The organism is Xanthomonas sp. WCS2018Noco2-27 (assembly GCF_031843525.1).
Taxonomy (GTDB): Bacteria; Pseudomonadota; Gammaproteobacteria; order Xanthomonadales; family Xanthomonadaceae; genus Xanthomonas.
In genome coordinates, this window is record NZ_JAVTIK010000001.1 from 365,090 (window position 1) to 386,799 (window position 21,710).

14 protein-coding genes and 1 other RNA gene are annotated in these 21,710 nt (G+C 65.0%); 9 read left to right on the top strand and 6 right to left on the bottom strand.

The window, feature by feature from the left end:
- Positions 1-7: 7 nt before the first annotated feature.
- Positions 8-391, top strand: a complete 384-nt coding sequence (locus RQH86_RS01615; protein WP_115512030.1) for a hypothetical protein — start codon at positions 8-10, stop codon at positions 389-391.
- 39 nt (positions 392-430) lie between these two features.
- Here the strand turns inward: RQH86_RS01615 and RQH86_RS01620 are convergent, their stop codons facing one another.
- The gene (locus RQH86_RS01620; RefSeq protein WP_055844647.1) at positions 431-1,555 is read right to left on the bottom strand and encodes a pyridoxal phosphate-dependent aminotransferase; all 1,125 of its coding nucleotides are present in this window, start codon (positions 1,553-1,555) and stop codon (positions 431-433) included.
- A gap of 345 nt (positions 1,556-1,900) precedes the next feature.
- On the opposite strand from RQH86_RS01620, the gene ligA reads away from it, so the two are divergent.
- The 7 genes from ligA to RQH86_RS01655 all read left to right on the top strand — a co-directional run bounded on the left by ligA (position 1,901) and on the right by RQH86_RS01655 (position 13,761).
- Positions 1,901-4,402: an NAD-dependent DNA ligase LigA gene (gene ligA / locus RQH86_RS01625; protein WP_311238756.1), complete on the top strand. Its 2,502-nt coding sequence runs from the start codon at positions 1,901-1,903 to the stop codon at positions 4,400-4,402.
- Positions 4,399-5,361 (top strand): EF-P lysine aminoacylase EpmA, encoded by a 963-nt coding sequence (epmA, locus tag RQH86_RS01630; protein WP_311238757.1) that lies wholly within the window; start codon positions 4,399-4,401, stop codon positions 5,359-5,361. The genes ligA and epmA overlap by 4 nt, the downstream gene beginning before the upstream one ends.
- 100 nt (positions 5,362-5,461) lie before the next feature.
- A non-coding RNA gene (locus tag RQH86_RS01635) (sX9 sRNA) lies at positions 5,462-5,538 on the top strand.
- Between the two features lie 263 nt (positions 5,539-5,801).
- A complete protein-coding gene (locus RQH86_RS01640) occupies positions 5,802-6,485 on the top strand; it encodes a DUF3011 domain-containing protein (protein ID WP_311238758.1) in 684 nt (227 codons plus the stop codon).
- Positions 6,486-7,082: 597 nt separating this feature from the next.
- Positions 7,083-8,147 carry an S-methyl-5-thioribose-1-phosphate isomerase gene (gene mtnA, locus RQH86_RS01645; protein WP_311238759.1) on the top strand — a complete coding sequence of 355 codons (1,065 nt, stop codon included), beginning with the start codon at positions 7,083-7,085 and terminating at the stop codon, positions 8,145-8,147.
- Positions 8,148-8,357: 210 nt separating this feature from the next.
- Entirely contained in the window at positions 8,358-11,066 is a 2,709-nt protein-coding gene (gyrA, locus tag RQH86_RS01650) for a DNA gyrase subunit A (protein ID WP_311238760.1), read from the top strand.
- Positions 11,067-11,289: 223 nt separating this feature from the next.
- Entirely contained in the window at positions 11,290-13,761 is a 2,472-nt protein-coding gene (locus RQH86_RS01655) for a membrane-bound PQQ-dependent dehydrogenase, glucose/quinate/shikimate family (RefSeq protein WP_311238761.1), read from the top strand.
- 158 nt (positions 13,762-13,919) lie between these two features.
- Here RQH86_RS01655 and RQH86_RS01660 read toward each other — a convergent pair whose 3' ends face one another.
- On the bottom strand, positions 13,920-14,660 hold the full coding sequence (locus RQH86_RS01660; RefSeq protein ID WP_311238762.1) for a hypothetical protein: 741 nt from the start codon (positions 14,658-14,660) through the stop codon (positions 13,920-13,922).
- 227 nt (positions 14,661-14,887) lie between these two features.
- Between RQH86_RS01660 and RQH86_RS01665 the strand changes: the two genes are divergently transcribed.
- Positions 14,888-16,036: a hypothetical protein gene (locus RQH86_RS01665; protein ID WP_311238763.1), complete on the top strand. Its 1,149-nt coding sequence runs from the start codon at positions 14,888-14,890 to the stop codon at positions 16,034-16,036.
- Between the two features lie 183 nt (positions 16,037-16,219).
- Here RQH86_RS01665 and hutU read toward each other — a convergent pair whose 3' ends face one another.
- The 4 genes from hutU to hutI form a co-directional block, all read right to left on the bottom strand.
- Positions 16,220-17,887, bottom strand: coding sequence for a urocanate hydratase (gene hutU / locus RQH86_RS01670; RefSeq protein ID WP_311238764.1), 1,668 nt, complete (start codon positions 17,885-17,887; stop codon positions 16,220-16,222).
- Positions 17,888-17,903: 16 nt separating this feature from the next.
- A complete protein-coding gene (hutG, locus tag RQH86_RS01675; RefSeq protein ID WP_311238765.1) occupies positions 17,904-18,761 on the bottom strand; it encodes an N-formylglutamate deformylase in 858 nt (285 codons plus the stop codon).
- Positions 18,762-18,927: 166 nt separating this feature from the next.
- The gene (gene hutH, locus RQH86_RS01680; RefSeq protein WP_055844614.1) at positions 18,928-20,469 is read right to left on the bottom strand and encodes a histidine ammonia-lyase; all 1,542 of its coding nucleotides are present in this window, start codon (positions 20,467-20,469) and stop codon (positions 18,928-18,930) included.
- A 17-nt stretch (positions 20,470-20,486) separates the two neighbouring features.
- Positions 20,487-21,692, bottom strand: a complete 1,206-nt coding sequence (hutI, locus tag RQH86_RS01685; RefSeq protein WP_311238766.1) for an imidazolonepropionase — start codon at positions 21,690-21,692, stop codon at positions 20,487-20,489.
- Positions 21,693-21,710: the final 18 nt, after the last annotated feature.

A 21,710-nucleotide genomic window follows, 5' to 3' on the forward strand; every position in this document is an offset into this window, starting at 1 on the left:
TTGAGCGATGTTGAGTCTGCAGGGCGTGTTGGCGGTGGCCTTGCTGCTGGTGCTGTGGGCGATTCTGGCAATGCCGCTGTTGTGGATCTTTTCGTTGATCACCGCGCGCCTGCGCAAACGCCCGCGCAATTCGCCGTGGGTGGTGGGTAGTTTCGCCGCTGCCATCACTCTGCTGGTGGCGCCGGTGCCGACGCCCTTCATCAGCGTGTTCCTGCCGCATGCGATCGCGTTGTTCGATCGCCGTTACTACGCGCACATCCTGCAAGGCCCGCCGATGTTGCGCGAGCTGCTGCTGTGGAATGCAGGCTCGATGCTGCTGACCTTTGTCATCAGCTATCTGTGGATCCGGCGCAGCTTGCGCACACCCGCCACAGCGGAACTGGACCCCTAGATCCTCTGGTTGGGCAGGGCGCGTGGCAGGCGTCGGCCCTCAGCGCTTGGCTTTGGTAAACGCCTCGCGGAACCGCATCATCTCTGCCTCGGTGCCAACGGTCACGCGCACGCGCTTGGGCCAGATCGGCCAGCTGCGGCCAACGATCACGCCCTGCTTTTGCATTGAATCGGCAAACACGCCGGCCTCGCGCTTGACGTCCAGCATGAAGCAGTTCGCTTGCGTGGGCAGGCAGGTGTAACCCTTGCTCTTGAGCCAGGCGACGGTCTCATCGCGCACGCGTGCGTTGTCCGCGCGCCGGGTCTGCACCAGTTGCGGGTCGCGCAGGCTGGCAATGCCGGCTGCCATGGCTGGGACCGGCAACGGGTTGCTGCCGAAGCTGGCGAGCTTGGTCTGCAGGCCCGGCGGGGCAAGCGCCGCGCCCAGGCGCAGGCCGGCCATGCCGTAGAGTTTGGAAAAACTGCGCAGCACGATCAGGTCCTGGCGCTGACGCACCAGGTCGACCATCGACGGCTCGTTGCTGTAGTGGATGTACGCCTCGTCGACCACCAGCACCGCGCTGGCCGGCTTGTTGGCCAGCAGCCATTCGATGTCGCTGCGCGGGGTGATGCTGCCAGTGGCATTGCCGGGATTGCACAGATAGATCAGTCCGGCGGTTGGGTCGGCCTTGGCCATCGCCTTGACGTCGTGCGCGCCATCGGCACGCAGCGGCACCTTGCGCACCTGCACGCCGCGGGCAGTGGCGCTGTCGATGACCGGGTCGAAGCTCGGGTCTGCCACCACCAGGCCGGCACGCGCCGAGGTGAACAGGTTGCTGGCGCGATTCAGTGCGTCCCTGGACCCGGGAAACAACGCCAGATGGTCGTTGGGCAGCTGCAACTCGCCGGTCATCAGATTGCGCAGGTCCTGCTCCATCTCCTGCAGATAACGGCCCGAGCGCGCCAGCGACCGCGTTGCGGCATCCAGCGCTGCCGGAGCAGGCCCAAGCGGATGTTCGTTGAGGTTGAGCAGCACCGTGCCTGCTGCCGGTGCGACGCCAGGCGCTGCGGCCGCGGCTGCGCGCTTGCGGGCCGCCTCAGCCGCGGGTGCCAGCCCCAATGCGGAAACTGCCACGCCAGTGGTGGCAAGGCTGAGAAAAGAACGGCGCGAAACGGGCAACGACACGGGTGAGCTCCAGACGAGCAGGACAAAGAGGTCGCCACGCTAGCGGGTTTGTGCCGGTCTGCCTATCGGGAAATCCCCGGGCGGCAAGCTGTTGGCCGTCAGCGGGCAGATCCGGCGGTCCAGGAAGCCAGTCGCGCCTGTCCGCGTGACGGTAAATCCTGCCGGGCTTGCTGCCGGGGTGCGAGCGAGGCGCTGCCGGCATCATTACGTTTGGTCTTGCGCGCTTGCCTGCCGCTGTCGATGCGGTCAGCGACAGCGGATTAGGGATCGACGTCAGGCGCGTCATCGCTTGCGCATCGGCATGGCCCGTTAGAATGGGCGGCCCAGTGCCAGCCCAGCGATCGTATGACTGTCAGCCCGGATCCCGCTCAGCGCATCGATGCCCTGCGTCGCCGAATCGAAGACGCGAACTACCGCTATCACGTGCTCGACGAGCCGCAGATGGCCGACGTCGATTACGACCGCCTGATGCGTGAGCTGGAGGCGCTGGAAGCCGAGCACCCGGCACTGGCCACTGCCGATTCGCCGACGCAGCGGGTGGGGTATCTGGCCGCGTCGCGCTTTGCCGAAGTGCGGCATGCGCTGCCGATGTTGTCGCTGGGCAATGCCTTCAGCGATGAGGAAGTGAGCGAGTTCGTCCGCCGCATCAGCGAGCGGCTGGAGCTCAAACAACCAGTGTTCTCAGCCGAACCCAAGCTCGATGGCCTGGCGATCAGTCTGCGCTACGAAGATGGCGAGTTCGTGCAAGGTGCGACCCGTGGCGATGGCGCCGCGGGCGAGGATGTCAGCGCCAATCTGCGCACGGTCAAGGCGATTCCGCTGCGTTTGCGTGGGCAGGGTTGGCCGAAGGTGCTGGAAGTGCGCGGCGAGGTCTACATGCCGCGCGCCGCGTTCGAGGTGTACAACGCGCAGATGCGCGCGCAGGGCGGCAAGGTGCTGGCCAATCCGCGCAATGGTGCGGCCGGCTCGCTGCGGCAGCTGGACGCGCGCATCACCGCGCAGCGCCCACTCAGTTTTTTTGCGTACGGTGTGGGCGAAGTACGCGACGGCGCCTTGCCGCAGACGCATTCGGCCATCCTGGCGCAATTGCGCGACTGGGGATTTCCGGTCAGCCAGTTGGTCGAAGTGGTGCAGGGCAGCGAGGGCCTGCTGGCGTACTACCAACGCATTGGCGCGGCGCGTGACGGGCTGGCCTTCGATATCGATGGCGTGGTGTACAAGCTCGACGATCTGGCCGGCCAGCGGGAGATGGGGTTTGTTTCACGCGCGCCGCGCTGGGCGATTGCGCACAAATTCCCGGCGCAGGAGCAATCCACCACGGTGGAGGCGATCGAGATCCAGATTGGCCGTACCGGTGCGGCGACGCCAGTGGCGCGACTGAAGCCGGTACATGTGGCCGGCGTGATCGTCACCAATGCCACGTTGCATAACGCCGACCAGATTGCGCGGCTGGATGTGCGCGTTGGCGACACGGTGATCGTGCGCCGTGCCGGCGATGTGATTCCGGAAGTCGCCGGCGTGGTCGCCGACCAGCGCCCGCCGGGCACGCAGGAATGGCGTATGCCTACCCAGTGCCCGGTGTGCGGGTCGGAGATCGTGCGCGAAGAAGGTCAGGCGGTGTGGCGGTGCTCGGGCGAGTTGACCTGCCCGGCGCAGCGCAAGGAGGCGTTTCGGCATTTCGTGTCGCGGCGTGCGATGGATGTCGACGGTCTGGGCGAGAAATTCATCGAAGTGCTGGTCGATAGCGGACTGGTGCAAGGTGTGGCCGATCTGTATCTGCTCACCGTCGATCAACTGCTGCAACTGCGCCTGATCAGCACCGCCGACAGCCCGCATGCGTTCTTGCGCGAGGCGCGCGAGCACCTGGCAACCGGTGCGTATGCGCAGCTCGAAACCACCGTGGCGAGCATCGGTGTGGATCTGGCCGGCGAACATGAGGCGCCGCAGACCTGGCAGGCCGATCTGCTGCGTGCAGGGCTGCCGAGCTTCGATTGGAACCGCCGCAAGATCGCCACCAAATGGGCCGAGAACCTGATCGAGGCGATCGAAACATCGCGCGACACCACGCTGGAGCGCTTTCTGTTCGCGCTGGGCATCGAGCATGTGGGCGAGAGTACGGCCAAGGCCTTGGCGGCGTGGTTCGGCGATCTGGAGCTGATCCGCCATCTGCCGTGGCCGCTGTTCAAGCGCGTGCCCGATATCGGTGCCGAAGTCGCACGTTCGCTCGGGCATTTCCTCGATCAGCCGGGCAATCAGCAGGCCATCGACGATTTGCTGCAACGTGGCGTGCGCATCGGCGATGCACATCCGCCATCGCCCAAGCTGCGCGATGCCTTGAGTTTTGCCAGCGTGCTGGAAGACATGGACATTCCCAAGGTGACGCCGGTGCGCGCGCAGCAACTGGCGGCGGCGGTGCCGTCGTTCGATGCGCTGCGCACTGCCGGCAGCGACGCGTTATTGCAGGCCGGCGTGCCCGCGCCGGTGGTCGCCGCGCTGCTGCAATGGCTGGATCGCCCGGAAAATGCGGCACTCGCCACATCGGCACAACAGGCGATGGAAACGGTGCTGGCGCGCCTGCCGGACGTCGAGGCCGTGCAGGCCGGCCCCTTGGACGGCCAGACGGTCGTGATCACCGGTACCTTGGCCGCCTTGACGCGCGATGCCGCCAAACAGCGGCTCGAAGCATTAGGCGCCAAGGTGGCCGGCAGTGTCTCGAAGAAAACCGCGTTCCTGGTGGCCGGCGAGGAGGCCGGCTCCAAGCTCGACAAGGCGCAATCGCTGGGTGTGGACATCTGGGACGAAGCGCGGCTGCTGGCCTTCCTCGGCGAGCACGGCCAACAGCCATGACGGCAGCGCAACTCGATCTGGCCGGGCTGCGGTTGCGCGCCCAGCTCAATGCCGCGATTCGCGCCTTTTTTGCCGAGCGTAGCGTGCTGGAAGTGGAAACGCCGGTGCTGTCGCAGGCCGGCAACACCGAGCCGAATATCGAAAGTTTCAGCACCCGCTTCAGCGGACATGTGGATGCTGGTGCGCCGCTGCGCTGGCTGCGCACCTCGCCGGAATATCCGCTCAAACGCCTGCTCGCCGCCGGACTGGGCGATTGCTACGAACTGGGGCGCGTGTTCCGCAACGGCGAAGCTGGCGGCCGGCACAATCCGGAATTCAGCATGCTCGAGTGGTATCGGGTGGGTTGGGACGACCGTAAGTTGGCGCAGGAAACCGTCGCACTGGTGCAGCGCGCGCTTGCCCTGGTGCAGCGCGCGGCGAGCGTGCAGGTGCTCACGTATCGCGAGCTGTTCGTGCAACGCCTGGGCATCGACCCGTTGCTGGACCCGGTCGACACGCTGCGTGCAGCACTGCATGACGTTGCCATCGATCCGCAGGGACTGACACGCGACGATTGGCTGGACCTGCTGATGACCCATCGCATCCAGCCCGGCTTTGCCAGCGAGACGCTGACCGTGGTGCACGACTGGCCTGCCAGCCAATGCGCGCTGGCGCGGATCCGTCATGACAGCCCACCGGTCGCCGAGCGCTTCGAGCTGTATCTGGGCGGCTATGAGGTGGCCAACGGCTACCACGAATTGAACGATGCGCAGGAGCAACGGGCACGCTTCACCCGCGACAACGCCGTGCGTGCGGCGCACGGATTGCCGCAGCTGCCGCTGGATGAGCACCTGCTGGCGGTGCTGTCGCAGCTGCCCGATTGCGCAGGCGTGGCGGTGGGTGTGGATCGGCTATTGATGGCCTTGCGCGGCACCGCGCAGATTGCCGACGTGCTGGCGTTCGACTTCGCCCGCGCCTGAGTTGCGACCAGCGGGATCGGGCGATGCGCCAGGCACTGGCAGCGGCCAACAACCCTGCTGCGCTCATCGCCGTGCCTGCGTCGCTGGTGCGCGGTGCGCCATGGACTGCGTGTGCACGTCGGTTCTCAGCGCGCCATCCGCACTCACATGACCACTGCGCGCTTGGTTTTCTCAGCTGCGCTCGACGCGATACCCGAATGCGGTCCCCGAGTTGCGATTGGCCGTGGCGGGCTGGAGTTGATCACAGCGCAGATCCGGACCCGCGCAGCCCACTGCCTGTAGGCGATTCCGCACGCATTTGGTCGTGCGGCAAGCAAGCGTGGGTTGCGCTGCCATGCCGTTGTCATCGCCGCCGTATTGCTATCTTCACATCGATGATGCTCTCATCTTCACGTCCACGGGGGCGCGACGTTTATCGTTTCGGGGTGAGGATTGCTGGCATGAAGTGGCTGATCAGCTTATGCGGTTTGTGGTGCCTGCCGCTGCTGATGCTCGCCGATGCGCGCGCCGCTGAGCGCGGCTCCGGCGTGGTGCGTTGCGAATCCAAGGACATGGCGCGCGTGCATTGCGCGATGGATGTCGCCAGCGGCGTGCAACTGGTACGCCAGCTCTCCGAAACCAGCTGTATCCGCGGTAGCGAATGGGATGTCGACCGCGACGGTGTCTGGGTCGAGCAAGGCTGTCGTGCCGAATTCGCCACCACCGTGCCGGCCACACCGCTGATGCGGCGTGTAGTGCGTTGCGATTCCAACGGCGGCAAGGTGGTGTGCCCAGTGGTCTTGCGCGGTGCGCCGGTACGCCTGTTGCGGCAACGCTCGATGTGGCCGTGCAAGGAAAACCGTACCTGGGGAACGCGGCGTAACGAAATCTGGGTGTCGCGTGGTTGCGATGGCGAGTTCGAAGTCGGCGCCGAAGATGGGTCCGGTTTCGTGGCAGTGCCGCGCATGGTCACGTGCGAATCGAAAAAAAGCGCGCGCCGCACATGCGGGGTGTCGGTGGAGCGCAAGGTGCGCATGGGCCGGCAACTGTCCAGGACGGCGTGCGTAGAAGGCCAGACCTGGGGCTGGAGTCGCGACGGGGTGTGGGTCAACGACGGTTGCCGCGCGGAATTCATCGTCGACTGAGCGGCTGACGAACCTGCCGCGTGGTCTATTGCTGGGCGAAGAATCTTGGCCACGTACATCGCCAGCTGCTGCGCACGTGCTTTCGCTGCACAGCGCGGCTAAATCTGCGGTTTGGCTGCAGGGTCCTTGCCCGCCCACCCTCGCGGGACACGCTGCAAGTACGTCCCTGTAAGCTCTTACGCGGCATCCATGCCGCGTAAGGTCTCGCGAGGGTGGGCGGGCAAGGACCAGTCGCGATGGTCGGTGTGCACGGTTGCAAGCAAGGCGTGGTGTGTTGTCCGGATAACGCCGGGTCGGATCAGCTTCGCAGCGCAGCGCGATCGACTGGCAGGCTTCAACAACGCAATCGGCAAACTTCCTTCCAAAGCAATCAGCAAACCGTCTGGTGCGGTGTCCTCGCCGATTGCGGGACCATGTGGCGGCATGGATGCCGCTACCGAGCCTACAGGGACGTACTTGCGCCGTGTCCCGCGAGCGGCGAGGGCACCGCGCCCTCGACCAACCACGCTTTTGCGCTTGATGCACTGCTGCTCGCACCCTGCAGGCTGAGCATCGCCGCTCACTGACTGGGCTGCGCGCGCGCCTTACAATAGGGCAATGAACGACAGTGCCCATATCGATTACGCCCGCTACGACCACATCCGCCCCCTGCTGTGGACCGGCGATGCCCTGGAATTGCTCGACCAACGCAAGCTGCCTTTCGTGGTGGAGCATGTACGCTGCGAGAGCAGCGATGCAGTGGCCGAGGCCATCTATTCGCTGGCGGTGCGTGGTGCGCCGGCGATCGGTATCGCGGCCGGCTGGGGCGTGGTGTTGGCTGCGCGCGATATCGCTGCCGACGATGGCAGTGCGGCCTTGCAGAAACTCGAACCGGCGCTATTGCGGCTCAATGCCGCGCGCCCGACTGCGGTCAACCTGGCCTGGGCGTTGATGCGCATGCGCCGGGTGCTGGGCGCGGCAGGTGCAGACTGGCGCGAGGTGATTGCGCGCGAGGCGCAGGCCATCGCCGATGAGGATCTGGCCGCCAATCGTCACATGGGCGCGCTGGGTGCCGGGCTGATCGCCCCGGGCAGCGGCGTGCTCACCCACTGCAATACCGGCTCGCTGGCTACCGCCGGCTTCGGCACCGCGCTGGGCGTGATCCGCGCCGGCATGGCGCAGCAACGCATCGCCAAGGTGTTCGCCGGCGAAACCCGGCCGTGGCTGCAGGGCGCCCGCCTGACCGTGTGGGAGCTGCAGCAGGACGGCATCGATGCCACCCTGATCGCAGACTCGGCCGCGGCGCATCTGATGAAATCCGGCCTGGTGCAGTGGGTGATCGTCGGCGCGGACCGCATCTGCGCCAACGGCGACACCGCCAACAAGATCGGCACCTACCAGCTGGCCATTGCCGCGCGTCACCACGGGGTCAAGTTCATGGTGGTGGCGCCGTCGTCGACGGTGGACATGGCCACCAGCGATGGCGATCAGATCGAGATCGAACAGCGCGATCCGGGCGAGTTGTTCGGCGTGGGCGGGGTGCGGACGGTGGCCGAGGGCATCCATGCCTGGAACCCGGTGTTCGACGTCACCCCCGGCGCGCTGATCGATGCCATCGTCACCGAACGTGGGGTGATCGAGCAGCCCGATTCGGCGCGAATGCAGGCCGCCTTCGGCGCCTGAGCCGGACCGGCGGCAAGATTGCCGCCAACGTCCCGCCAAAATCCCTGCAAGTGCTTGTTTCTGGCCGTAAAGCGACGGTATCGGGAAGCCCCTTCGTGGTACAATCTGGGGCTTGAATCGATCGGCGGGAGCGTGGGGTCGGCAGCCTGTGACTGAGGCGCCCCCGACGCGGCTTTCCGGCTCGCCCGCCACCTCACTTACGGAACCCGAATGGCAGAAACCGCCAAGGAAATCATCCAGGTCAACCTGGAAGACGAGATGCGCAAGAGCTATCTCGATTACGCCATGAGCGTGATCGTTGGCCGCGCACTCCCCGATGCCCGTGACGGCCTCAAGCCTGTGCACCGCCGCGTGCTGTTCGCGATGCACGAGCTGGGCGCCCACAGCAACAAGGCCTATTTCAAGTCGGCGCGTATCGTCGGCGACGTCATCGGTAAATACCATCCGCACGGCGACCAGTCGGTGTACGACACGCTGGTGCGCATGGCGCAGCCGTTCTCGTTGCGCTACATGATGGTGGACGGCCAGGGTAACTTCGGTTCGGTCGACGGCGACTCCGCCGCGGCGATGCGTTACACCGAGTCGCGCATGTCGCGGCTGGCGCATGAGCTGATGGCCGATATCGACAAGGAAACCGTCGATTTCCAGCCCAATTACGATGAAAAGGAACTGGAACCGACGGTCATGCCGACCCGGTTCCCGAGCCTGTTGGTCAACGGTTCTGCCGGTATCGCGGTGGGCATGGCCACCAACATCCCGCCGCACAATCTGACCGAGGCGATCAACGCCTGCATCGCGTTGATCGATACGCCCGAGCTGGATGTCGAGGGCTTGATGGAGTACATCCCGGGCCCGGATTTCCCCACTGCCGGCATCATCAACGGCACCGCCGGCATTGCCGCGGGCTACCGCACCGGCCGTGGCCGCGTGCGCATCCGCGCCAAGGCCGATGTGGAAGTGGCCGACAACGGCCGCGAGGCGATTGTCGTCACCGAGATCCCGTACCAAGTCAACAAGGCGCGGTTGATCGAAAAGATCGCCGAGCTGGTCAAGGAAAAGAAGCTCGAAGGCATCAGCGAGCTGCGCGATGAGTCCGACAAGGACGGCATGCGCATCTACATCGAAATCAAGCGCGGCGAGTCGGCCGAGGTTGTGCTCAACAACCTGTACCAGCAGACCCAGATGGAGTCGGTGTTCGGCATCAACATGGTGGCGCTGATCGACGGCCGCCCGCAGTTGATGAACCTCAAGCAGATGCTGCAGGCGTTCATCCGCCACCGCCGCGAAGTGGTTACCCGCCGCACCATCTACGAACTGCGCAAGGCGCGTGCGCGTGCGCACGTGTTGGAAGGCCTGACCGTTGCGTTGGCCAACATCGATGAAATGATCGAGTTGATCAAGACCTCGGCCAACCCGCAGGAAGCGCGCGAGCGCATGCTGGCCAAGACCTGGGAACCGGGTCTGGTCGGTGCGCTGCTGGGTGCCGCCGGTGCCGAAGCGTCCAAGCCGGAAGACCTGGCGCCGGGCGTTGGCCTGGCCAATGGCTTCTATCAGCTCAGCGAAGTGCAGGCCTCGCAGATCCTGGAAATGCGTCTGCATCGCCTGACCGGGTTGGAACAGGAAAAGCTGACCGACGAGTACAAGCAGTTGCTCGAGGTCATCCAGGGCCTGATCCGCATCCTGGAAAACCCCGATGTGCTGCTGCAGGTGATCCGCGACGAGCTGATCAACATCCGCGAAGAGTACGGCGACGAGCGCCGCACCGAGATCCGTCACAGCGAAGAAGATCTGGATATTCTCGATCTGATCGCGCCGGAAGACGTGGTGGTGACCTTGTCGCACGCCGGTTATGCCAAGCGTCAGCCGGTGAGCGCGTATCGCGCGCAGCGGCGTGGCGGGCGTGGCCGTTCTGCCGCAGCGACCAAGGAAGAAGATTTCATCGATCAGCTGTGGCTGGTCAACACGCACGACACGTTGCTGACCTTCACCAGCAGCGGCAAGGTGTTCTGGCTGCCGGTACATCAGTTGCCGGAAGCCGGCTCCAATGCGCGTGGCCGCCCGATCATCAACTGGATTCCGCTGGAATCCGGCGAGCGGGTGCAAGCGGTGTTGCCGGTGCGCGAATACGCCGACAACCGCTATGTGTTCTTCGCCACCCGCAACGGTACCGTCAAGAAGACCCCGCTCAGCGAATTCGCCTTCCGTCTGGCGCGCGGCAAGATCGCGATCAATCTGGACGATGGCGACGCGCTGGTCGGCGTTGCGCTGACCGATGGCGATCGCGACGTATTGTTGTTCGCCTCCAACGGCAAGACCGTGCGCTTTGGCGAATCCACCGTGCGTTCGATGGGCCGTACCGCCACCGGCGTGCGTGGTATCCGCATGCCCAAGGGCGAGGAAGTGGTCAGCCTGATCGTGTCCGACCCGGCGGGGGGGATCGAGATCGAGTCCGATGAAGAAGGTGCTGATGACGTCGTCGATAGCGCAGACGGCGCCGAGGCGGCGGTGATTGACGTCGCCGAGAGCGACGATATGGCCTACATCCTCACCGCCACCGAGAAGGGCTACGGCAAGCGCACTCCGCTGTCCGAATACCCACGCAAGGGACGCGGCACGCAGGGCGTGATCGGTATCCAGACCAGCGAGCGCAACGGCAAGCTGGTGCGTGCGGTACTGCTGGGCGCCACCGACGAAGTGCTGTTGATCTCCGATGGCGGCACCCTGGTGCGCACACGCGGTTCGGAAATTTCGCGCGTGGGCCGCAACACGCAGGGTGTGACGTTGATCCGTCTGTCCAAGGGCGAGAAGTTGCAGGCGGTCGAACGCCTGGACGCATCGCTGGATGAAGTGGACGACGTGGTGGAAGAAGCGAGCGCAACCGTCGAGTCCGTCGCGCTGCCGCCGGCAACCGAAGAATGATCGGCTAGCGTCATCGCTGCAGTTGAACGAAAACGCCGGCAATGCCGGCGTTTTTTATTGCATTTTGTTTATTGCGCGCTCGTTTTATTGCAGGCGATGACATGTGCAACGCAGTGTTTAAGCGCCCCCACTGCGAAAAACGCGGTGCTTTCACCGGCGCAGGTCGAAGGTGATTGGCGGTGCGGCGGCGTTGCGTCGCCGCTGAGTCGAAGAGGAACAACTGATGACGAATGTGGATCGTCCTTCCGGTCGCGGCCATTGGGCGCTTGCGATCTTGGGAGGCGTGATTGCCGTGCTGGGTGCGGTGTTGCTGGCCGGTGGCGTGTGGTTGGCCGCGCTGGATGGCTCCTGGTATTACGCACCAGCCGGTGCGGCGATGCTGATTGCTGGCGTGTTGCTGTTCCGTGGCCGCAACGCGGGTGCGTGGTGGTTTGCAGCCGTGGTGGCCGGCTCGGTGCTGTGGACGTGGTGGGAGTCGGGCAGCGATTACTGGCGTTGGGTGCCGCGCCTGGGCCTGATCGTGGGCCTGGCGTTCGTGCTTGCGCTGCTGTTGCCAAAACTGCAACGCCCGGTATCGCGCGCGCTGTCGCGCAGCGTGGCGGGTGTATTGGCGGCAGTGTTTGTGGTCGCGTTCGTGCTGGCGTTCATTCCTCAAGGCGTGACCGAGGCCGATGGCGCGCTGGCGCATGCCGCCGGGATGGCCGGTGGTCTGGTCAATCGCAGTGCACCGGCAGCATCTGCAACGACCGATGTGCAACCGGCCAACGCGCCGGCCGATGGCGATTGGGCGGCGTACGGGCGTAGCCAGGCAGGTCAGCGCTATTCGCCGCTGCAACAGATCAACCGCGACAACGTCGCACAGCTGCAGCAGGCATGGGTTTTCCATACCGGCGATCTGCCGAGCAAGCGCTGGGGCGCGGAAACCACACCGCTGAAGGTGGGCGACAGCCTGTACCTGTGCACTGCGCGCAACCAGGTGATTGCGCTGGATGCGTCCAGCGGCAAGCAGCGTTGGCGCTACGATCCCAAGGTCAAGGACGAGGCGATTCCGTATACCGCCGCGTGCCGTGGCGTGTCGTATTACGAAGTGCCAGCGGCAGCCAACGCTGGCGCTGCCGAAGTGGCATCCAATGGCTCTGCGCTGTGCCGCACGCGGGTGATTGAGGGCACGCTGGATGGGCGCCTGATTGCGCTGGACGCACGCAGCGGTCAGCTGTGCCCGGACTTCGGCAGCAATGGGCAGGTCGATATCACGGCCGGCATGGGCGAGACGCCGCCCGGCTATGTGTCGATCAATTCACCGCCGGCGATCGTGCGTGGGGTGGTCGTTACTGGGCATCAGGTGCTGGATGGTCAGAAGCGGTACGAGCCGTCCGGTGTGATCGAAGGCTTCGATGCGGTGACCGGTAAATTGCGCTGGGCCTGGGACATGACGCACCCGGACTGGAATGGAGCACCGCCACCGGGCCAGAACTGGACGCCTGGCACGCCCAATATGTGGACCACCGCCGCTGCGGACGAGCAGTTAGGCTATGTGTACCTGCCGATGGGTAATTCCACTGCCGATTACTGGAGTAGCTCGCGCACGCCACAGGAGAATCGCTACGCCACCTCGCTGGTGGCGCTGGACGTCAGCACCGGCAAGCCGGTGTGGAATTTCCAGACCACGCATATCGACGCGTGGGATTACGACCTGGGTTCACAGCCGAGCCTGATCGACTTCCCCAAGGACGGCGTCAACGTGCCGGCGGTGTTGCTGCCGAGCAAGCAGGGCGAGTTGTATGTGCTGGATCGGCGCACCGGCAAGCCGCTGGTTGGCGTGGAAGAACGTGCGGTGCCCGGTGGTGGCGTGGAGCCGCAGATGCGCGCCAAGACCCAGCCGTTTTCGCTGTATCACACGCTGCGCAAGCCGGATCTGACCGAGCGCGATATGTGGGGCATGACCCCGATCGACCAATTGGTGTGTCGTCTCCAGTTCCGCAAGGCCAGCTACAAGGGCATCTACACGCCACCGGAAGCGGATCGGCATTCGATCGAGTATCCCGGTTACAACGGCGGCTCGGATTGGGGCAGCGTGGCGGTGGATCCGCAGCACGGCGTGATCGTGGCCAATTACAACGACATGCCGAACTACAACCTGCTGGTACCGCGTGCCAAGGCCGACAAGCTGGGCTGGGCGCCGCGCGATCAAGTGCGCGGCGATGCAGGCGGCGCAGAAGGCGCGGGCGACCCGCAGGCCGGCACGCCGTATGCGATCAACGTCAATGCCGGCTGGCGGCTGCCGTTTACCAAGCTGTTGTGCAAGGAACCGCCGTATGGCGGCATCCGCGCCATCGATCTGGCCAGCGGCAAGACGCTGTGGGACCGGCCGTTCGGCAGTGCGCGCGGCAATGGCCCGTTCGGCATCCGCTCCGGCCTGCCGATCGAGATCGGCACACCCAACAACGGTGGTTCGGTGGTGACGGCCGGTGGTTTGATCTTCATCGCGGCAGCCACCGACGACCTGATCCGCGCCATCGACCTGGCCACCGGCAAGGAGCTCTGGCACGCCAAGCTGCCGGCCGGCGGGCAGGCCAACCCGATGGTGTATTCCTACGGCGGCCGCGAGTATCTGGTGATTATGGCCGGCGGCCACCACTTCATGGAAACCCCGGCCGGCGATGCGTTGATCGCCTACGCATTACCGCAGCATTAGTACGGAAAGTGGAAACAAAAACGCGCCGATAACGGCGCGTTTTTTTTGCGCTAGCGAAGCGCAGTTTCAATGCTTTGAATGCATGCAGGCGAGTTGACCCAACAGTTCCCCGATCACACGCTTTTGCGATTCCCGATTCCCGATTCCCGATTCCCGAATCACTGCTCCGCTACCACCGCCACGGCCGCCGCATCGTCCTGCACCGCGTCCTGCACATCCTGCGCCAGCGTCGCCTTGACGATGATCGAGCGGATGGCGTCGGTGGCCTCCGACAGTGGCACATCGCTGCTCAGGCGCTGGAAGGTGTCGCGGCTGTTATAGCCGGAGCCGTCCTTCAGATAGTGCTCGTACATCGACAGCAGATCCTGGCAGGCGGTGATCAATGCCGCGATATTGCCGCGCACCAACGCGTGACCCACCTGGTCGAAGCTGTGCAGGCAGTCGGCCAGCCAATGCAGGTCGTAGCGTGCCGTGCTGGGCTCGGGCGCATTGTGCCCGCGGCTATAGGCGCTGTAGCGGCGCAGGCTGCGTGCCACACGGGCGACATGGGCAAACAGCGTGCCGATCTCGTTGGCGATATCCAGGCGCTGCACCATGACCATCGGAATCACTTGCTCGGGTACCTCTGGGCGCTGCTGTTCTACGGCGTTTTGTTCATGCTGCTCCAGCGACTGCTTGAGCACGGTGTAGCTGCGCTGCAGCGATTCCAGCTCCAGCGTGGTGGCCGCGGCGCGTGCCTTGAGCTGCGACAGCGCCGCCTGATAGCGCGCAAGACTGTCCTGGGTACTGGCGTGCTGCCCGTACTCGGCATTGAGCTGGCGCCCACGCACGAACGCCAGACCCGTGGCGATGAGCGCCCAGAGTGCGAAGGCAGGCACCAGGTAGATCAGGATGCCCATGGAGGCTCCTCGGAACGATGCATACCTTGTCGGCCCGATCCCGGCAGTCTTGAGGGCAATTGTCGAGAATGTGACGGGCCAAGATGATTTTTGCCGTCCAAGCAGGCCGCAGCGGGCAGGTCTTGCGGACCCTGACGAAAGACACGTTGCGAGCTGCATCCCTGCATGCTCGAATCAACTCACTCGTTAGCCCAGAGTCCCGCATGCGCAGATGGAGTGATTGCTGGATGACCAGGCTGCGCACCATCCGCGCAGTCGCACTGATCTGGATGTTGCTGTGCGCCACTGCGCATGCCGCCCCACCCACACCGCCATCGACGCAAGTCCAGGTGGGCTATAGCCAAGCGACGGATCTTTTCAACCTGCTGGATAACCTGTCGGACTGGTTGCCGGGTTTTACGGTGCCTGTCTACCGCAGCTACATGGAAGCCCATGGAGGGTTGGATCAGGCGGATCTTGCCGCGCTGACCGCCTATGCGGAATTCCGCCGCCGCACCTCGGGGCTGGCAAAAGACGACGCCCTGGAGGTGGTCGACCGTGTTTTCGCGCCAGACGCCACCCGTGAGGCGGATCCGTTCTCACGGCATTTCCTGGGGGATGCAGGCTTTGAGGCGTCAGCGAATGCCGCAATTGCAGAGCAGTCAGCGGATGACCAGAAACTGTTGCGCGCGTATTTTGCGCGGTTCGTTCCGCGTGCCAGCCGTTTGATCGCAGTTGCACCACGTTTCGAGCAACAGATGCGCGTACTGAGAGAGGAGCTGTCCAACCCTGCCGTTTCCCGCTTGGCATCGCAGATGCGTGATTTCTTTGCGGTGCCGGACCCTCCGGTATTCGAGGCACGATTCGTGTGGTGGCCAGAGATGCATACCACTCAAGCCAAAGTACGTGGGCGCACCATGCTGCTCTATTCCCAACACGATGCGCCCACCGGCACGGCATCGATGGACTGGACGCCAATCCTGTTGCACGAGTTGAGTCACTCCTTGTCTGCGGGGCAGCCAGCCGCGCGTAAACGCATGCTTGCTGCGAACTTCTTGCGGCTGTGCCCGAGTGCAGCCAATTTGCGCAACCCGCTCAACGCGCTGGAAGAGCCATTGGCGATTTACTGGGGACAGTATCGATTCGAACACGCGGTGCGTGGACGTGCGTTGCCGCGCTCATTGCAGTGGTATATCCAGGCGGATGCAGATCGCGCAGCAAAGGCGATCGCAGCCGCATACCCTGCACAAGTGAGGCCGCGCCGCTGCTCGATGACAGCGCACTGCTGGCTGCTGCTGCATCGGTCTGCAAGCAGACCGAGATGGAAACCAAAGCCGACTGAGGCGATGCATCTCCCGCAGAGTATCTGGCTCGCTCATCTGGAGAGTGGCTTGTAGGCGTCGAGTCCACCTAGAGCGGCTAACAACACTGGTGTAGAGCGATTGATCTGTGGCTTGGCTGTGGTGTCCTTGCCCGCCCACCATCGCAGGACACGCCGCAAGTACGTCTCTGTAGCCTCCTCTGGGGCATCCATGCCGCATAAAGTCCCGTGGTCTACCGCGCGCTGTCGGCGAGCGAACTCAGCCAAGAATCCCCGGTAAATCCAGCCCTTTTTCCTTCGCGCACTCGGTTGCGATCGCATACCCGGCATCGGCGTGGCGCATCACGCCGGTGGCGGGGTCGTTCCAGAGCACGCGTTCGATGCGCTTGTCGGCCGCTTCGCTGCCGTCGCAGACGATGACCATGCCGGCGTGTTGCGAGAAGCCCATGCCGACGCCGCCGCCGTGGTGCAGCGAGACCCAGGTTGCGCCGCTGGCGGTATTGAGCAGGGCATTGAGCAACGGCCAGTCGGACACCGCATCGGAGCCGTCGGCCATGGCTTCGGTTTCGCGGTTCGGCGAGGCGACGCTGCCCGAATCCAGATGGTCGCGGCCGATCACCACCGGCGCTTTCAACTCGCCGCTACGCACCATCGCGTTGAAGGCCAGGCCGAGCCGATGGCGGTCGCCCAGGCCGACCCAACAGATGCGCGCGGGCAAGCCCTGGAAGGCGATTTTTTCGGCGGCCATGTCCAGCCAGCGATGCAGATGCGCATCGTCGGGAATCAATTCCTTGACCTTGGCATCGGTCTTGGCGATGTCTTCCGGGTCGCCGCTGAGCGCGACCCAGCGGAACGGGCCGATGCCGCGGCAGAATAGCGGGCGGATGTAAGCGGGCACGAAGCCGGGGAAGTCGAACGCGTCGGACACGCCTTGCTCCAGCGCCATCTGGCGCAGGTTATTGCCGTAGTCCACGGTGGGCACGCCGAGCGCGTGGAAGGTGAGCATGGCGCGGATGTGGTTGGCCATTGCCTCGCGTGCGGCGGCTTCCACTTCCTTGGGCGCGCTTACGCGTTTTGCGTCCCACTCGTCCACGCTCCAGCCTTGCGGCAGGTAACCGTTGACGGGGTCGTGCGCGGAGGTCTGGTCGGTCAGCAGGTCCGGCTTGATCCCGCGTAGCAGCAGTTCGTCCAGCACGTCGGCGACATTGCCGAGCAGGCCGACCGACAGCGGCTTCTTCGCCGTGCACGATTCCTCGATCAGGCGCAGCGCGTCGTCCAGCGAGTCGGTCCAGGTGTCCAGATAGCCGGTGCGCAGGCGCATGTCGATGCTGGAACGGCGGCACTCCACCGCCAGACACGAGGCGCCGGCCATCACCGCGGCCAGCGGCTGCGCGCCACCCATGCCGCCAAGGCCGCCGGTGAACAGCCACTTGCCGGCCAGGCTGCCGCCGTAATGCTGGCGGCCCATCTCTACGAAGGTTTCGTAGGTGCCTTGCACGATGCCTTGCGCGCCGATGTAGATCCAGCTGCCGGCGGTCATCTGGCCATACATCGCCAGACCCTTTTTATCGAGTTCGTTGAAGTGGTCCCAGGTGGCCCAGCGCGGCACCAGATTGGAATTGGCGATCAGTACGCGCGGTGCGTCGACATGGGTGCGGAACACGCCGACCGGCTTGCCCGATTGCACCAGCAAGGTTTGGTCATCGTCCAGCCGAGTGAGTGCAGCGACGATCGCATCGAAGGATTCCCAGTCGCGCGCGGCGCGGCCGATGCCGCCATACACCACCAGTTCCTGCGGGCGCTCGGCTACATCCGAGTCCAGGTTGTTCATCAACATGCGCAGCGGTGCTTCGGTGAGCCAGCTCTTGGCGGTGAGCGTGGTGCCGGTGGCGGCGCGGATAACGCGGGTTGCATCGTGACGGGTCATGCCGGGTTCCTTGCAATCAACGGTTGGCCGCGTGCGGCGCGGTGTCGGATAAGGGCGCAGTGGCGAACTGCAGGCAGGCCAGCAGCACATGCCGCAGCACTGCGCGTAACGCGGCGGCGTGCACCGGCTGCCATGGCGTAGGCCAGTTGTCGGGGGTGATGGTGTCCGGCTCGCGCATGTAGCCGCGGCAGGCCAGTTCCATCTGCAGGGTGTGTACGCCCTGGTCGGGTTGCGCGTAGTGGCGGGTGATCCAGCCGCCCTTGAAGCGCCCGTTACGCACGGTGCTGGAGCCACTGCTGCGGCACAGCTGCTCGATGGCGTCGGCCAGGGCCGGATCGCAGCTGCGATCATCGTTGCTGCCGATGTTGAACTGCGGCAACTCACCGTCGAACAGGTGCGGGATGAAGGAGCGGATTGAATGCGCGTCGTACACCACGATGGTTGCGTGTTGCTGACGCAGGCGCGCAATCTCGTCGGCGAGTGCGGCGTGATACGGGTCGAACCAGTGCGTACGACGCAGATCGATCTGTGCCTGATCCGGCGCCTGCCCATCGGCATACAGCGGCTGATTGTCGAAGGTGGTCAACGGGCACAGGCCGGTGGTGTTCTGGCCGGGATACAGCGAAACGCCGCTTGGGTCGCGGTTGACGTCGATGACCGAGCGCGAGATGGCGGTGCGCACCGTGGTGGCACCCAGCGACTGTGCGAAGTCGTAGACCTGGTGCACCCACCAATCGGCGTCGCGGCGCGCCAGCCACGGCGACACGAACTGGTCGGCCACCGTGTCGGGCAGCTCGGTGCCAGTGTGCGGAAAGCTGACAAGCAACGGTGCGTCGCCGCGATGCACCTCCAACCAATCGGGTAGGGTGTTCATCGCTGCGCTCCGGTTACGTGCACGGTCGCGAGCAAGTCGTGTTGGTAATACGCATGACCGCCATCATCGTGCTGGGCGCAGCATGCAGCCGTTGCTGGTGCGGCGATACCACGCAATGCACAGCGTGGTGCCAGGACGCTGCGCAAGTGATGTGCAACCCGCCGCATCATGCGTCCTGCTCCACACCCGGCAGTGCGATCGCCACTGCGTTGGCCAAGGCGCCCGAGCGTACCAGTGCGCTTGCAGCGAGCATGTCGGGATGGAAGTAGCGGTCGTCCTGTAGCGTTGCGACCTGTGCACGCAGCAGCGCGCGTGCCGCTTCCAGCGCTGTGCTGGAGCGCAGCGGTGCATGGAAATCGCAGCCTTGCACCGCTGCCAACAACTCGATGCCGATCACGTGCGCGGCATTTTCTGCCATGGCCAGCAGACGTCGCGCGCCGTGCGCCGCCATCGACACATGATCTTCCTGATTGGCCGAGGTCGGAATCGAATCGACGCTGGCCGGATACGCGCGCTGCTTGTTTTCCGATACCAACGCCGCAGCGGTGACCTGCGGAATCATGAAGCCGGAATTGAGGCCCGGGCGAGGGGTGAGAAACGCTGGCAGACCCGACAGTGCCGGGTCGACCAGCATCGCGGTGCGGCGTTCGCTGATCGAGCCGATTTCGCACACCGCCATCGCCAGCATGTCGGCAGCAAACGCTACCGGCTCAGCGTGGAAATTGCCGCCAGACAAGGCCTCGCCGGTATCGCTGAACACCAACGGATTATCGGTGACGCCATTGGCTTCGATGTCCAGCGTGCGCGCGGCCTGCCGCATGATGTCCAGCGCCGCACCCATCACCTGCGGTTGGCAACGCAGGCAATACGGATCCTGTATGCGCACATCGCCGAGGCGATGCGATTCGCGGATCGCCGAGTTGGCCATCAACGCCCGCAGCGCCGCAGCGGTTGCAATCTGCCCCGGTTGCCCGCGCAGCGCATGGATGCGCGCATCGAACGGCGTATCCGAGCCTTTTGCCGCTTCCACCGACAGCGCGCCGGTCACCAGGGCGGCCTGCAATACGGTTTCAATCTCGAACAAGCCGGCCAGCGCGCAGGCAGTGGAAAATTGCGTGCCATTGAGCAGCGCCAACCCTTCTTTTGCGCCGAGCACGCGTGGCTGCAACTGCGCATGTGCAAGTGCGTCGGCGGCTGGCAGGCGCTTGTCGCCGACGAAGGCTTCGCCAACGCCGATCATCACCGCGGCCAGATGCGACAGCGGTGCCAGATCGCCGGAGGCGCCGACCGATCCCTGGCACGGCACCACCGGCGTGATGCCCGCACGCAGCATCGCTTCCAGCAACGCCAGCGTGCCCGGTTGCACGCCGGAAGCGCCCTGGGCAAGGCTGGTGAGTTTGAGCGCCATCATCAGCCGCACCACCGGCACCGGCGTGGGCTCGCCGACGCCGGCCGCATGCGACAACACGATATTGCGCTGCAAGGTCTGCAGGTCTTCGCGCTCGATGCGCACGCTGGCCAGCTTGCCGAAGCCGGTGTTGACCCCATAGACCGGCTCGCCGCGTGCGACGATCGCCTCCACCGTCTGCGCGCTGCGCAGCACTGCGGCCGCACAGGCGGCGTCCAGCGCCACATCGGCGCCGCGATACAGCGCACGCCATTGCGCCAGCGTTACCTGGCCGGGTTGCAAGACAACAGAAGCACTCATGACAACTCCAGAGTCGATCAGGTCGAATGCCCGCGCCAGATGCGGGCATGAAGAGGGTTGAAGCCCATGCGATAGACCAGGTCGGCCGGCGCGTCGATGTTCCAGATCGCCAGGTCGCAGTCCATGCCGGCGCGCAGCCGGCCAAGTCGCGCACTGCGGCCCAGCGCACGCGCCGCTTCGCGGGTGAACCCGGCGATGCATTCGTCCACCGTCATGCGGAACAACGTGGCTGCCATGTTCATCGCCAGCAACGGGCTGGTCAGCGGTGAAGTGCCCGGATTGCAATCGGTGGCCAGCGCCAGCGGCACACCGGCCGCGCGCAGCGCATCGATCGGCGGCAGTTGGGTATCGCGGGTGAAATAGAACGCGCCGGGCAGCAACACCGCCACGGTGCCGGCGCTGGCCATCGCATCGACGCCGGCCTGGTCCAGGTATTCGATATGGTCGGCCGACAACGCACCATGGCGCGCCGCCAGTGCCGCGCCGTGCTGGTTGCTCAATTGCTCGGCATGGATCTTGAGGCGCAAGCCCTGTGCCTGTGCGGCGACGAACACCTGTTCGGCCTGCGCCGGCGAAAACGCCAGGTGTTCGCAGAAGACGTCCACCGCTTCGGCAAGCCCTTGCGATGCAATTGCCGGAATCATCTGCGTGCAGACCGCATCGATGTACTGCTGCGCATCGCTCCCGGGCGGCACCGCGTGCGCGCCGAGAAATGTCGGCACCACTTCCACCTGCCGCAGGGTTGCGAGCTGGCGCGCCACGCGCAGTTGCTTGGTTTCGTCCTCCAGGGTGAGCCCGTAGCCGGATTTGATTTCCAGCGTGGTCACGCCCTCGGCGAGCATGGCATCCAGGCGCGGCAGGCTGGCGGCGAGCAACGCGGCATCGTCTGCGGCGCGGGTGGCGCGCACGGTCGCCACGATGCCACCACCGGCCGCGGCGATCTGCGCGTAGCTGGCGCCGCGCAGGCGTTGCTCGAATTCGTTGGCGCGATTGCCCGCATACACCAGATGGGTGTGGCAATCGATCAGGCCCGGGCTGACCCAGCGCCGCTGGCAATCGTATGTAGTGTCGGCTTCGAACGTCGGTGCCTGCGCTGCCGGGCCGGCATACACGATACGGCCGTCCCGACAGGCGATCATGCCATCGGTCACGATGCCCAGCCCGCCGTCGGCAGCGTCCAGGGTCATCAGCTGCGCGTTGTGCCAGAGAACGTCGCAATGCATGGCGCAGGCTCATGGTGT

Bases quoted from the DNA above. Each gene is read 5' to 3' on its own strand.
- hutI (WP_311238766.1), bottom strand. From the start codon at position 21,692: ATGCATTGCGACGTTCTCTGGCACAACGCGCAGCTGATGACCCTGGAC.
- hutU (WP_311238764.1), bottom strand. From the start codon at position 17,887: ATGACCCGTCACGATGCAACCCGCGTTATCCGCGCCGCCACCGGCACC.
- RQH86_RS01665 (WP_311238763.1), top strand. From the start codon at position 14,888: ATGACCAGGCTGCGCACCATCCGCGCAGTCGCACTGATCTGGATGTTG.
- RQH86_RS01615 (WP_115512030.1), top strand. From the start codon at position 8: ATGTTGAGTCTGCAGGGCGTGTTGGCGGTGGCCTTGCTGCTGGTGCTG.
- RQH86_RS01655 (WP_311238761.1), top strand. From the start codon at position 11,290: ATGACGAATGTGGATCGTCCTTCCGGTCGCGGCCATTGGGCGCTTGCG.
- mtnA (WP_311238759.1), top strand. From the start codon at position 7,083: ATGAACGACAGTGCCCATATCGATTACGCCCGCTACGACCACATCCGC.
- hutH (WP_055844614.1), bottom strand. From the start codon at position 20,469: ATGAGTGCTTCTGTTGTCTTGCAACCCGGCCAGGTAACGCTGGCGCAA.
- RQH86_RS01660 (WP_311238762.1), bottom strand. From the start codon at position 14,660: ATGGGCATCCTGATCTACCTGGTGCCTGCCTTCGCACTCTGGGCGCTC.
- gyrA (WP_311238760.1), top strand. From the start codon at position 8,358: ATGGCAGAAACCGCCAAGGAAATCATCCAGGTCAACCTGGAAGACGAG.
- hutG (WP_311238765.1), bottom strand. From the start codon at position 18,761: ATGAACACCCTACCCGATTGGTTGGAGGTGCATCGCGGCGACGCACCG.
- epmA (WP_311238757.1), top strand. From the start codon at position 4,399: ATGACGGCAGCGCAACTCGATCTGGCCGGGCTGCGGTTGCGCGCCCAG.
- ligA (WP_311238756.1), top strand. From the start codon at position 1,901: ATGACTGTCAGCCCGGATCCCGCTCAGCGCATCGATGCCCTGCGTCGC.
- RQH86_RS01640 (WP_311238758.1), top strand. From the start codon at position 5,802: ATGAAGTGGCTGATCAGCTTATGCGGTTTGTGGTGCCTGCCGCTGCTG.